The 14,083-nt window shown below is 35.2% G+C and carries 11 protein-coding genes and 1 pseudogene; 11 read left to right on the top strand and 1 reads right to left on the bottom strand.

Annotation, left to right across the window (positions count from 1 at the left end):
* Nucleotides 1-54: 54 nt before the first annotated feature.
* The gene (locus MHI02_RS14865; RefSeq protein WP_341165841.1) at nucleotides 55-1,464 is read right to left on the bottom strand and encodes an ISLre2 family transposase; all 1,410 of its coding nucleotides are present in this window, start codon (nucleotides 1,462-1,464) and stop codon (nucleotides 55-57) included.
* Nucleotides 1,465-1,584: 120 nt separating this feature from the next.
* Here MHI02_RS14865 and MHI02_RS14860 point away from each other — a divergent pair, with 120 nt between their 5' ends.
* The 11 genes and pseudogenes from MHI02_RS14860 (at nucleotide 1,585) to MHI02_RS14810 (ending at nucleotide 13,935) form a co-directional block, all read left to right on the top strand.
* Complete coding sequence (locus tag MHI02_RS14860; protein WP_341166014.1) at nucleotides 1,585-2,838, top strand: ISL3 family transposase; 1,254 nt, start codon at nucleotides 1,585-1,587, stop codon at nucleotides 2,836-2,838.
* 488 nt (nucleotides 2,839-3,326) lie between these two features.
* Nucleotides 3,327-4,634, top strand: a complete 1,308-nt coding sequence (locus MHI02_RS14855) for an ABC transporter substrate-binding protein (RefSeq protein WP_060668003.1) — start codon at nucleotides 3,327-3,329, stop codon at nucleotides 4,632-4,634.
* 89 nt (nucleotides 4,635-4,723) lie between these two features.
* Nucleotides 4,724-5,584 carry a carbohydrate ABC transporter permease gene (locus tag MHI02_RS14850; RefSeq protein WP_047184788.1) on the top strand — a complete coding sequence of 287 codons (861 nt, stop codon included), beginning with the start codon at nucleotides 4,724-4,726 and terminating at the stop codon, nucleotides 5,582-5,584.
* A complete protein-coding gene (locus MHI02_RS14845) occupies nucleotides 5,584-6,402 on the top strand; it encodes a carbohydrate ABC transporter permease (protein ID WP_341166013.1) in 819 nt (272 codons plus the stop codon). The genes MHI02_RS14850 and MHI02_RS14845 overlap by 1 nt, the downstream gene beginning before the upstream one ends.
* A 75-nt stretch (nucleotides 6,403-6,477) precedes the next feature.
* A complete protein-coding gene (locus MHI02_RS14840) occupies nucleotides 6,478-7,500 on the top strand; it encodes a LacI family DNA-binding transcriptional regulator (RefSeq protein ID WP_047184786.1) in 1,023 nt (340 codons plus the stop codon).
* 62 nt (nucleotides 7,501-7,562) lie between these two features.
* The gene (locus tag MHI02_RS14835) at nucleotides 7,563-8,279 is read left to right on the top strand and encodes a ThuA domain-containing protein (RefSeq protein WP_047184785.1); all 717 of its coding nucleotides are present in this window, start codon (nucleotides 7,563-7,565) and stop codon (nucleotides 8,277-8,279) included.
* 11 nt (nucleotides 8,280-8,290) lie between these two features.
* The gene (locus MHI02_RS14830) at nucleotides 8,291-9,322 is read left to right on the top strand and encodes a Gfo/Idh/MocA family protein (RefSeq protein ID WP_060668004.1); all 1,032 of its coding nucleotides are present in this window, start codon (nucleotides 8,291-8,293) and stop codon (nucleotides 9,320-9,322) included.
* Nucleotides 9,323-9,327: 5 nt separating this feature from the next.
* Entirely contained in the window at nucleotides 9,328-10,353 is a 1,026-nt protein-coding gene (locus tag MHI02_RS14825; RefSeq protein ID WP_341166012.1) for a Gfo/Idh/MocA family protein, read from the top strand.
* Between the two features lie 29 nt (nucleotides 10,354-10,382).
* Entirely contained in the window at nucleotides 10,383-11,351 is a 969-nt protein-coding gene (locus MHI02_RS14820; RefSeq protein ID WP_341166011.1) for a sugar phosphate isomerase/epimerase family protein, read from the top strand.
* A gap of 63 nt (nucleotides 11,352-11,414) precedes the next feature.
* Nucleotides 11,415-12,104 carry a YesL family protein gene (locus tag MHI02_RS14815; RefSeq protein WP_328150013.1) on the top strand — a complete coding sequence of 230 codons (690 nt, stop codon included), beginning with the start codon at nucleotides 11,415-11,417 and terminating at the stop codon, nucleotides 12,102-12,104.
* Nucleotides 12,105-12,283: 179 nt separating this feature from the next.
* Nucleotides 12,284-13,935, top strand: a pseudogene (locus MHI02_RS14810) (glycoside hydrolase family 13 protein).
* Nucleotides 13,936-14,083: the final 148 nt, after the last annotated feature.

Raw genomic sequence — 14,083 nt, 5'->3', positions numbered from 1 at the left:
CCAATTTTTAGGTAACGTTCTAAAAACCAAGAACCTTACCTAAAAATCAGGGTGTTATCTAAAACTTTTTATTAACTGTCCAATAGCTGATGAATGAGCTGTATTTAGGCTTATTTTACCTTGTTTTGCTCCAATTGACGGCTGGGTTTCCTGGCGTAGAAATTCAGTCATACGAACCACTTTTTTCACGTCTCGTTGTTTTCTTACACTTCGCCTTTGGTCTCTCAAATAGACGGATCGTAATGTTTTATTTAGAATCCCTTGTTTGATCTTCACCATTGCCTCACTACCTTCTAAACTCCAATGCATTCCACGCTTTTTCATTCGGAATGAAATATGTCGTTGGTTGGATTCCATTGCACCCATGCCCCTTGCCTCTTTTGGTGGATTCTCAACTTTTTCTCTCCAATCAAAAATTCGATCCCAATTACCGCCAATATATCTACGAAAATCCTCGGCCTTTTCTAACTGCTTATCCGTTTCTAAAGTGCTCTCCAATGTATCCATCCAACGTATGAAATCATCCAGTTCGTGTTCTTTGATTGCCTTTTGTACACCTTCTTTAAACTCGCTCTTTTTAACTCCAAAAGTTCGATTCAGTGCTTTAGAAATGTGAAAGGAATCCAATTGATTTAAAACAGGATAACTAGACTGTGAGAAAGCCTCTTGAAAACGTTCTGCCGTATAACCGGGACCACCATCACTATTGGTGACAACTTGAGTGTTTTCTAAGGAATAATGATTAGCTGTATACGCCTGGACTTCTTTCCAAAAATCATTCGTTGGTTTGGTTGTCATGATGACCTGTGGATTCTTTAGGGAAATACGCTTCCCATTTTTACTCCAACCTTCATGAATGATCGCATGATGGACTTCATGACTTGTCTTTTTCTTTGTTCCACGCACAAATACACCATCTGCCTCGGCAAATAAAAAATCCAACTCATCTCCCTTTGGTAAATAAGCAGCTTCCTCTAATTCCGCTAACATTTCTTCATCAGCTCGCGCTTGTGCCTTCCCAACACGTTTCACAATACTTCCCACAGTTGTATGACTAAGAGTTACTGCGGTCCATTCACCTAATATGCGTGCCGTTTCTCGGTACGTACTCTCACTAGCCAACTCTGCCACTTTTACTTCAACTAAAGGACTATGTCGCTGATATTTTCTAAATCCAACCCACTCATCAAAAGGATAATGCGCTTTCCCATTGATATCGTGCATTAATGTATGCGTAAAACGAACTGCCCCAAAGATAAACTGAATTGTCTTTTCATCTTCTCGTTCAACCGTCCAACCCTTACTTTGCATTCTTCTTTTTATCGTTTGATTAAGTTGTGTAAATACGCTCCCCATCAGTTTAGTAAGGAGATCATATACATAAATTTGAACATGTTCCTCAAAGTCAATTAAATCATTTGTATCCTTTAATAATTCGCTGATTTTTGATATAATTGTATTCATGAAAAGGCCTCTTTCAAATGTATTTGCCGGTCAGCATACATTTATGATAGAGCGCCTTTTCTTTTTTTTCTAGAATTTTGTTTCAAATCCCCGAGAACTATTTTACACATAGATATTTATATGAGCGAAAATGCAGTAACGTATGGCAAACATAAAGGGAAGTCTTGTAAATTTATTAAGGCGAAATTAACATATGATGCAGATCAATGCCCAAATTGCCAGGTGGAGAAAGTAGGCTCTTCTATTTATAAAAACGGAACACAATTATCTCGTATTACCATTCCGACCATGGGAGTTTATCCAACATATTTATTATTAAGTAAGCAGCGTTTTATGTGTAAACATTGTGGTGTTAGTTTTACTGCACAAACAAATATCGTAAAGCGTCATTGTTTTATATCCTCAAATACAGAAGCCCAAATCATGATTAAATCAGCTGGAGCGCAGTCCGTTAAAGATATTTCCCAGGATTGTGGTGTATCTGAGGCAACTGTTCAGAGAATCATTAATAAAGAAGCAAATAAATATAAACCGCATTATAAAGCCCTACCTAAGCATCTATCGTTTGATGAATTTAAGTATGCCAAGGGCAAGATGGCTTTTGAATATATCGATGTTGAAACGGGTGACATCTTAGACATTTTAAATAGTCGTGATAACCGGTCTATTACAGATCACTTCATCACAAATTATAGCTTATCAGCTAGACAACGAGTAGAAACCGTGACAATCGATATGAACGCAGGTTATGTAAGTTTGATAAAAGAGATGTTTCCAAATGCAGATATTATTATTGATCGTTTTCACTTAGTTCAACTCATATCAAGAGCGATGAACAAAACGCGTGTTAAAATCATGAACCAACTCAGAACATCTAATGGGGAAGATCAGAAAAAGTATCGCCGCCTTAAACGTTATTGGAAGCTTTTACTGAAAAAAAGATCGAGTTTATCTTATACAGAATATAAATATTACGGCTTATTTGGCCAACGTCTTGAAAGTTCAATAGTGCAAGAAATGTTGGATTATAGTGAGGAACTTAAAGTCAATTATGGTATATATCAGGACCTGTTGGAGGCAATTGACGAAAAGGACTATCATGCATTAGAGAACACATTAAACAAAAAGTGTCCAACCCAGTCATCAACCTATTTAAGAACAAGCATTAAAACATTAAGAAAGCACTTGCCCTATACGAAAAACAGTTTTCAATATACGTATAACAATGGGCGAATTGAAGGTATTAACAATAAAATCAAGGTACTCAATCGGATTGCATATGGCTATCGGAATTTTAAGCATTACAAAAACCGAATAAGATTACATTTTAAACTGAAACCCGTAGTAAACAAATCACACTCTAGAGTAGCATAGCTTCCCTAGAGTGTGATAATCAAATACATATTAAAAGTCGACTAAAATACAGTACCAACGTCACTTGACGTAGAGCCTATTAAGGCCGAAATAGGATTTTGGTCTTTTTTTTATCCCATCTAAACGGTCGGTAAGACGCCTACCTCAAGCTTCTGGGGAACAAAGAAGATGGGGGATAAGTGCAACTAACCATCAGTAGTAGATGAGAAAATTTTTTCTAGCGGAATTTAAGCAGTATAACATAATAAACGTTCGCAATGTAATAGAGATGTTAGTAGAAAATAGGTAGTAATGACATATAAATAAATGAAATACTCTTGCCTAATATAGATATAGTGTGTTAATATAATCATGCAAACGTTTTCCCTATCTTTCGATAACAAGAGTATTTTAACAAATTACTAGAAAAGAAATCTATAAAACTATTTTTTGTTAAAATAATGAAACCGTTATCAAGGATGAGAAAGAAAAAAATAAGGAGTGAGGAAATGGGAGAAAGGAAGTTTTTATCAAAAATCTTTTTAATCGTTACTTTTTTAACAGTAATTGTTATTGCCGGTTGCAGTTCTTCAGATGACAAAACTGCATCAGAAGGTAATGGTGGTTCAGGTAAAGTTACTTTAGATGTCTTCCAGTATAAGGTTGAGTTCAAAGAACAATTTGAAAACCTTATAGCAAAATATCAAGAAGAAAATCCTGATGTAGTAATCAATGTTCAAACGGTTGGCGGAGGAAATAGTTATGCATCAGCAGTAAAATCACAGTTTTCATCCGGAAATGAACCGGATATTTTCAACGTTGGTGGTCCAACAGAAGTAGAAGAATATCATGATTATTTAACAGATTTATCAGATACAGCGGCAGCAAAAGCCGCTTTAGAAGGAACGCTTAATGGTGTAACAGAAGGGGACAAAATTCTAGGTCTTCCTTATGCCCAAGAAGGATATGGACTGATTTACAACAAGGAGATTTTTGAAAAAGCGGGAATTAATCCAGATGAATTAACAACCTTTGACGATCTTGAAAGTGCTATTAAAACATTAGATAGTAAAAAAGATGACTTAGGGATTGATGCAGTATTTGCTTTTCCTGCAAAAGAATTATGGGTAATGGGTAACCACTTAGCAAATACGTATATTGCACCAGAATTTGATAACGATGTCACAAAGGCATATGAAGCAAAAACAGTCGATTTTGAGTACGGTGATCAAATGAAGAGAATGCTTGACTTACAAAGTGAGTACTCTGTTCAACCGGTATTAAGTCTAGACTATTCACAACAAGTGGAACAATTATTTTCTTTAGGGAAGGTTGCAATAATTCAGCAAGGGAATTGGGTATATCCTACAATTGAACAAATGGATAGTGAATTTGCCAAAAACAATATTGGCATGATTCCAATGCCCGTGGAAGGTCTAGAAGGTCATTTGCCTGTTGGTGTACCTCAATACTGGGTTGTAAATAACAATAGTAGTGATGAGGAAATACAAGCTGCAAAGGACTTCTTGGATTGGATGTATACCTCAGATGAAGGTAAAGAAATGGTGCTAAATGAATTTAAGTTTATCCCTGCATATGAAGGTTATGATACAGAGCAAATTGCTGATCCCCTATCAAAAGCAGTATATAGCTATGCGGAACAAGGAAAAACGATTGGTTGGACATTCCTTGGAACCCCTGTTGGTTGGAATGAGGATGTTATAGGAGTTTATTTCCAACGCTATCTTAGTGGCGATATGGATTGGAACGGTGTACTAGAACAAGCCAAAGAAGAATGGGAAAAAGATAGAAAGTAATGTAATATGTGCAACCAACAAAATAAGAATTCCATTATTGTTGGTTGCCATCTTTCAAAGTTTTTGATTTTCGAATGGAGTTGTTATAAATGAAAAATAGAAGTGTATCATTTTGGCTATTTCTTACACCAACGTTACTTTCATTAGCACTCGTTGTTTTTGTACCATTTATTTATGGTTTTTTCTATTCCTTCACTGATTGGAACGGTTTAAAAGCGACAGAATTTATGGGACTTGCAAATTATGCGGAATTATTTCAGGATGAAGCATTCTTAAGTTCAATTTGGTTTACGATTAAATTTGCTGTTGCCTCTATCATTTTAGTAAATATAATTGGATTGGGTTTAGCCTTGCTGGTTACACAAAAGATAAAATCAAGTAATATCTTAAGAACAGTATTTTTCATGCCTAACTTGATAGGAGGGTTAATTTTAGGATTTATTTGGCAATTTATCTTCATTAGTGCATTTGACGCATTTGGTAATGCGTTAGGAATTGAAGCATTAAGTGGTTGGTTATCTACTTCAGAAACAGGTTTCTGGGGAATGGTCATCCTAAATGTTTGGCAATACGCAGGATATATTATGATTATCTATATTGCATATTTGGAAAGTGTTCCAGAGGAGTTATTAGAAGCTGCTGAAATGGATGGAGCAAATAGCTTTAAACGATTCTGGAATGTTAAATTCCCACTAGTAGCACCGGCATTTACAATTAGTTTGTTTTTGACATTATCTAATGCATTTAAACTTTATGATCAAAACCTTGCGCTAACAAATGGTGGACCATTTCGATCAACAGAAATGGTAGCTATGAATATTTATAACTCGGCGTTTAAGGAGTATGATATGGCATATGCACAGGCCAAGGCTGTTATATTCTTTATTCTTGTCGCTGTAGTTGCATTAACACAGGTTTACTACAATAAGAAACGGGAGGTTGATTTATAATGAAGAAGAAAAGGAGAAATAAATTGGTTATTGGAACCATTGGTATTCTTCTTGCTTTATTATGGTTATCCCCGTTCTATTTAATGGTTGTGAATTCTTTTAAAACAAAAAAAGGTATATTTTCTAATGTATTAGGTTTACCTGAGGAATGGACATTTGTAAACTTTAAGCAAGCATTTATTGACTTAGATTTTGTAAATGCATTCATGAATTCCTTATTTATATCTCTGGTCAGTGTTACTATAATCATATTATTTTCGTCTATGGCTGGATATGCGTTGGCTCGAAATAAAAGTAAAATAAGTAATGGCTTATTTATGGTTTTCGTTGCAGCAATGTTAATACCATTCCAATCTGTAATGATTCCGCTTATATCGCTCTTTGGTAAAGTGGATATGCTTAATCCTGATGGTCTAATTTTTATGTATTTAGGATTTGGATGTAGTCTTTCCATTTTTTTATATCACGGAGCAATGGCAAGTATACCCGCTTCGTTGGATGAGGCAGCAACAATTGATGGCGCAAACAAATGGCAGATATTTTGGAAAATTATTTTTCCAATGTTAAAACCAATTTCTGTAACGGTTATGATTTTGAACATTATCTGGATTTGGAATGACTATTTGCTTCCATCACTTGTACTGAGTGCAGAAAATGCAACAATTCCGCTAAATATGTTCTTTTTCTTTGGACAATATACGAAACAATGGCATTTAGCGCTTGCAGGATTAACGTTAGCTATTATACCAATAATTATTGTTTACTTCTTCGCTCAAAAGCAAATTATTAAAGGGGTAACTGACGGTGCGGTAAAATAAACTATATTTATGCGATGCAAAGGAAATGTTAGTATATAATGGATAAATAGTAATTAATGAAGGAATGAGATTTTAATGTCAGTTACAATAAAAGATGTAGCAAAACAGGCTAATGTATCTCCATCAACTGTGTCCCGTGTAATATCAGATAGCAATAAAATTAGTGAAAAGACGAAAAAAAGGGTAAGAAAAGTGATGGAGGAAATGGGCTATCATATTAATTTAAATGCAAGAGTATTGGTTCAAAAGTCAACACAAACTATTGGTATTGTAATGAAACACTCGGCAAGTCAAACCTTGGAGAATCCTTTCTTTCCAGAATTGTTAAGAGGAATTAGTGCGGAATGTAATGAAAAAGAATACAGTATCTTACTTACTACAGGTAATTCTGAAGAGGCTATTTTTGATGAAGTAAAAAAGTTGGTAATGGGTAAACGTGTAGATGGAATTATAGTGATATATTCAAAAAAAGATGATCCAGTTGTTCCATATTTACTTGAATCTGGAATTCCATTTGTTGTTATAGGAAAGCCAACAAAAGAACAAAATCGAATTATGTATGTGGATAATGATAATGTTCAAGCAGGAACGGATGCAACCGAGTATTTAATTAATTGTGGACATAAGAGAATTTGTTTTATCGGTGATGATCCAGAGTATCAGGTTGTGCAAGATAGAATGAGCGGATTTGATATTGCGGCAAGAAAGCATGAATTAAAAATTCCTGATAAACATTATTTGACATTCCCTATGAAAGTGGATGAGATTGCCGAGAAAAAGATAAGCGCTTTATTAGAAACGAAAGATAGACCAACAGCAATCATCTCTTCGTCTGATGTCCATACTTTAATGGTTATTACTGCATTACGTAAGAAAGAAATAAAAATACCAAATGAAATGAGTATCATTACATTTAATAATACTATTATTTCCAAATTATCTACTCCACCTTTAACATCGATAGATATTCAAACCTATCAATTGGGATTCGAGGCGGCAAAAAGTGTGATTGAACTAATAAAAAATCCAGAAATGTTTAGAAAAAGTGTGATCATACCGGCTATTATCGTAGAAAGAGAATCTGTATCAAAGTTATAGAATATATATTTTTTAGATATAAATGCAAACGTTTGCCTTTATTTAGGAGAGGAGACTTAAAAATGAATGTAGTAGTTTGGAATGAATATAGACATGAGAAAGAAAACCCTGCTGTAAAAGAAGTATATCCAGAAGGAATCCATGAAACATTAGCCACATTTTTACGGGAGGATGGGATGAATGTAAAAACCGTAACACTTGATGAACCGGAACATGGTTTAACAGATGAATTGCTACAAGAAACTGATGTTCTTGTATGGTGGGGGCACAAAGCGCATGAAGAAGTAAAAGATGATATAGCTGAAAAAGTGAAGCAACGTGTTTTAGATGGAATGGGCTTAGTTGTATTACACTCTGGGCACTTCTCTAAAGTATTTAAGAAGTTAATGGGCACAGGCTGCGACTTAAAGTGGCGTGAAGCGGATGAAAGAGAACGTCTATGGGTTGTTGATCCGACTCATCCGATTACAGAAGGTATTGGGGAATATATAGAACTTGAAAAAGAAGAAATGTATGGAGAGCATTTTGATATTCCTACACCGGATGAATTAATTTTTATAAGTTGGTTCGAGGGTGGGGAAGTATTTCGAAGTGGTGCAACCTTTAAACGTGGAAGAGGAAAGATATTTTATTTTAGGCCTGGACATGAGACTTATCCAACCTATCATAACGAAGATATTAAACAAGTTATAAAAAATGGTGTGAGATGGGCTAAAAATAAAAATACACCGACACATGTTTATGGAAATCATAAACCAATAGAAAACTTAGATAAATAGGGGATGAGATAATGGGAAAAGTACGTATTGCTGTTATAGGAACTGGAAGCATTGCACAGAATCGTCATCTACCAGAGTATGATGAAAATCCTAATGTAGAAATTGTAGCTGTTTGTGACATTGTAGAAGAAAGGGTTAAGGAAGCTGCGAAAAAGTATAATGCTAAGCCGTATACAAATTATGAACAATTACTTGAATTAGAAGAGGTAGATGCGGTAAGTGTATGCTTACCAAACTATTTACATGCTCCTGTATCGATAAAGGCACTAGACTCGGGGTGTCATGTCTTATGCGAGAAGCCAATGGCAACCTCTAGATCTGAAGCAGAAGACATGATTGATGCGGCGCAACGAAATAATAAAAAACTAATGATTGGACATAATCAACGATTCGTATCCTCTCATCAAAAAGCAAAGGCAATTATTGAAAGTGGTGAAATTGGGAAAATTTATAGTTTCCGTACCGCTTTTGGACACGCTGGACCTGAAAGTTGGAGCGCTGAAGGAAAGGGAAGTTGGTTCTTCAAGAAAGACCAAGCATTTATCGGTGCTATGGGTGATTTGGGTGTACATAAGGCAGATCTAATTCGTTATTTATTAAGCGATGAGATTAGAGAAGTCGGTGCGTTTGTTGAAACTAGTGCAAAAGAAAATGCGGATGTTGATGATAATGCTGTATTTATTTTAAAAACAGATACCGGTATTATTGGAACCCTTGCCGCAAGTTGGGCTTATACGGCTGCAGAAGATAATTCAACAGTGATCTATGCAGAAAAGGCTATTTTACGTTTAGAAGATGATCCGAGATATTCGTTAATCGTGCAATATAAGAATGGGGATACGGTTAGATATGAACTTGATGGAATACAATCAAATGAAGACGGTGGGCAATCAAAGTCCCATGTGATTGATCATTTTATTGATTCCATTGTAAAAGATAAGGAACCATTAATTGATGGGGTAGAAGGAATGAAATCATTAGACATTATTCTAGCAGCAATAGAATCAGTGAATACAAAAACTATTTACAAATTAGAGAAGTGAATGAAATGAATAAATTAAAGATGGGAATTATTGGAGCGGGAGGAATTGCTGTCTCACGGCATATTCCCGCCTACCTTTCATTAAAAGATAAAGTAACTATATTTGCTGTTCAAGATGTGAATATAGAGCGTGCTAATGAGATAGCAAGAAAATATGATATCCCTAATGTCTATCAGGATTATCATGATCTATTCAAAGTAGTTGATGCTGTTACGATCTGTACCCCAAATAAATTTCATGCGGAAATAACAATCGCAGCTTTAGAAGCTGGTTGCCATGTTTTATGTGAAAAGCCGATGGGGATGAATACTTTTGAATGCGAAAAAATGATTGAAGCCGCAAAGAGAACTAGAAGACAATTAGCAGTTGGATATCATTACCGATTTATGCCGGAAGGACAACTTGCTAAACAAGCTATTCATGAAATTGGTGATCCACTTGTAACAAGAGTACAAGCATTAAGAAGAAGAAAAGTACCGGGATGGGGGGTTTTTACTAACAAGGAACTACAAGGTGGAGGTAGTTTAATTGACTACGGTTGTCATTTACTCGATTTGTCCCTATGGCTGTTAGGGGAAATAGAGCCAGTAGAAGTAATTGGTAAAATGTATAATCGCCTTAGTAAAACACCAAATCAAATCAATGATTGGGGTACTTTTGACTATGAATCTTTTGATGTGGATGATCACGTATCCGCATACATAACCTTTACAAATGGAAGTACTATGTTGTTTGAATGTTCTTGGGCGGCAAATATTAAAGAAGATACTACGCATTTAAGTATTTCGGGATCAGAAGCGGGAATAAATGTATTTCCTTATGAATTCTATACACCTAAATATGGAACATACATGACAACAACTGCAAATATAGAAAAGGAAAAATCAGGTCTTTTACAGGCTGCAAATTTTGTAGAAAGCTGTCTTGGTGAATCGGACTTAATTGTAAAACCAGAAGAATCTTTAAAAGTAACAAAGATTATTGACGCAATCTATGAGAGTAGTCAATCAGGAAAGAGCGTACGATTTTAATAAAAAAGAAAATTAATGGAGGGGATAGTATGAAATTAGGTGTATTTTCGGTTCTATTTGCTGGTAAGACTTTCGAGGAAATGCTCGATTATGTGAAAAATGCAGGACTAAATGCGGTAGAAATAGGAACGGGTGGAAATCCGGGTAATAATTTTTGTGATCTTGATGCACTACTAGCTAGTGAAGATAAACGAAAGGAATACCTAGAAAAAATTCAATCACGAGGACTTACGATTAGTGCATTCAGCTGTCACGATAATCCTATTTCGCCTAATAGGCAACATGCGGAAGAATCACATGAAACGTTCGTTAAAACAATAAGATTAGCTGAACTAATGGGTGTTCCTGTTGTGAATACATTCTCTGGTGTCCCAGGTTCAAATGAAAATTCAAAATACCCGAATTGGCCTGTAACTCCATGGCCTACAGAATACTCCGATATTCTAAATTGGCAGTGGGAAAAAAGATTAATACCATACTGGAAAGAACAAGCGCAATTAGCAAGGGATCATGGTGTTAAAATAGGACTTGAATTACATGCAGGTTTTCTTGTACATACACCATATACTTTACTTAAACTAAGGGAAGCAACCAATGATGCTATTGGTGCCAATCTTGACCCAAGTCATTTATGGTGGCAAGGCATTGATCCCGTTGGAGCGATTAAAATATTAGGAAAAGAAAATGCCATTCATCATTTCCACGCTAAGGATACGTATATCGATCAAGACAATGTAAACATGTATGGCTTAACGGATATGCAACCTTATTCTGACGTACAGTCAAGGGCATGGACTTTTCGTTCTGTTGGGTATGGTCATAGTTTGCAAGAATGGACCAACATTGTGAGCGCATTAAGAACCTATGGATATGATTATGTAATTAGTATTGAAAATGAGGATCCTATTATGTCAATAAACGAAGGGTTCAAACAAGCAGTAAAAAATTTAAAATCTATAAATATCGAAGAACCTCCTGTAGAAATGTGGTGGACATGAAACATTAATTAGGTATCTATACGTATTTATTAAAAATAATTGGGAGGAAAGGAGGAGTTACATTTGAAATATTCAGGGGTTATGAGAGGAGTTTACGCTATAAGTATGTGGGTGATGCGTTTTTCCATTATAAATTTACTGTGGCTTCTCTTTCAATTACCAATTATTTTTATTGTTGTGAGTATACTTTATGCAAATAGCAAAGAAGATATCATTATCCTACTCCCAATTCTTATTATCTTGATACCCTTTTTACTTTTTCCAGCAACTCAAAGTATGTTTTCAACAGTTCGTGACTGGTTGATAAATGACGATGATAAAGGACTCATTCAATCATATATTAAGTATTATAAAGAAAATTATAAAAAGAGTATGAAGACAGGAATAATCTTAACAGTTGTATGGGGTATCTGGGGTTTCGATTTTTATTATTTTAGTAAGGAAAGTGTTGTATTAATGTTTATGGTTGGGTTTTTAGGATTACTTCTATACGTCTATACAATTAATATATTTTCCTTGAATGCCCATTTCCACTTAAGTTTAGCTGGACTTTTAAAAAAGTCATTGATTATTACGATTGGTAGTCCAATTTTGACCATTATCATATTGTTGAGTAATTTTCTTCTCTTAGTAATAAGTATCTATAAACTAACATTTTTAATTCCTTTCTTTACAGGTGCTTTGATAACCTTTTTATCATTCTCAGCTTTTTATCGACAGTATATAAATTTATCCCACCTAAACGGGCAGTAAGACTCCCATTCCAAGCTTCTAGGGAAACAAAGAAGGTAGGTGGAGATCAAACTGCCCGTAAAGGTCCGATAAGTGCGACTAACCATCAGTGGGGGATGAAGGAAACCCCTACTAGTGGATGTCTTCTTTATCTAGTTCGAATCTAAAACAAGAATGACTTGTTAATAAGGAGGATTGCTATGAACAGGAAATGGTGGAAAGAGGCAGTAGCTTATCAAATCTACCCACGAAGCTTCATGGATTCTAATGGCGATGGAATTGGTGATATACAAGGAATCATTTCTAAACTAGATTATGTGAAAAATCTTGGTATCGACGTCATTTGGGTAAGTCCCATTTATAAATCGCCAAATGCTGATAATGGATATGATATAAGTGATTACCAAGAGATTATGGATGAATTCGGTACAATGGAAGACTTCGATGAATTATTGAAAGAAACCCATAAGCGTGGTATGAAACTAATTATGGATTTAGTTATTAATCATACCTCCGATGAACATCCGTGGTTTGTGGAATCTAGAAAATCAAAGGAAAATTCGTTTCGTGATTATTATATTTGGAGACCGGGAAAAGAAGGAAAGGAACCAAATAATTGGGAGTCGATTTTTGGAGGATCCGCTTGGAAATATGATGAAAAGACGAATGAATATTTCTTGCATCTATTTTCAAGTAAGCAACCAGATCTTAATTGGGAAAACGAAAGGGTAAGAAAAGACTTATATAACATGGTTAATTGGTGGTTTGAAAAAGGAATTGATGGGTTCCGAGTAGATGCCATCACGCATATTAAGAAAAAACCAGGATTACCTGACCTACCAAATCCGAAAAGGTTAAAATATGTACCTTCCTATTCTGCGCATATGAATCAAGATGGGATTTTGGATTTTCTACAGGAATTGAAGAAAAATACGTTTGATAAATATGACATTATGACGGTTGGAGAAGCAAACGGAGTTCAAGCGGAGGAAGCAGAGGAATGGGTCGGAGAGAAAAAAGGGATTTTTAATATGATCTTTCAGTTTGAACATTTGGATCTTTGGGGTAAAGATACGAATACTGGCATTGAAATTCATAAATTTAAAAAGATATTAAGTAAATGGCAAGAAGGACTTGATGGTATTGGTTGGAATGCATTATTCTTAGAAAATCATGATCAGCCACGAGCTGTATCGACATGGGGAAATGACGGATATACCGTGAGATGTCCGCTAAGAGTCTTGCCACGATGTATTTTCTTATGCAGGGTACCCCATTTATATATCAAGGGCAAGAAATAGGGATGACGAACGTTCAATTCCCTTCTATTAATGATTATAATGACGTGGAAGCAAAGAACTTATATCGAAATAAACGTAAAGAAGGTATGTCTGACCAAGAAATTATGGAAATTATATGGAAAACTGTTCGTGATAATTCTAGAACTCCAATGCAATGGAATGCGGAGAAGAATGCAGGTTTTACAACTGGAAGGCCATGGTTAAAAGTGAATCCGAATTATAAGGAAATTAATGTAGAATTGGCATTGAGGGATGAGAACTCTATTTATCATTATTACAAAAAGTTAATTGAGATTAGAAAGAAATATCAAGCGCTTATTTATGGTAGCTATGATTTAATTTTAGAAAATCATAACGAAATATTTGCCTACACTAGAAAATTGGAAGACGAACAAGTTTTGGTGTTGACTAATCTTTTTGCAAATAATGCAACGTTTAACTTACCGGCTTCTTTAAAATCAAAAAAGAAGAAATTACTCTTAAGTAATTATCATCATGATTTGAAGCCATTGGAATTAAGACCATATGAAGCGCGTGTATACTTAGTTTAAGGAGGCCTATGGAGCTTCCTTTTTTTTATCCCTCCTCAAGCTTCTAGGGAAACAAAGAAGGTAGGTGGGAGTCTTAGTGCCTGTAAAGGTCCGAGAAGTGCGACTAAACATCAATGGGGGATGAAGGAAATCTCCCATTGTTGGAAGT

The organism is Oceanobacillus sp. FSL K6-0118 (assembly GCF_038006665.1).
GTDB classification, from domain to species: domain Bacteria; phylum Bacillota; class Bacilli; order Bacillales; family Amphibacillaceae; genus Oceanobacillus; species Oceanobacillus caeni.
The sequence above is the reverse complement of the archived record's forward strand: the minus strand, read 5'-3'. Positions and strand labels throughout refer to the sequence as shown.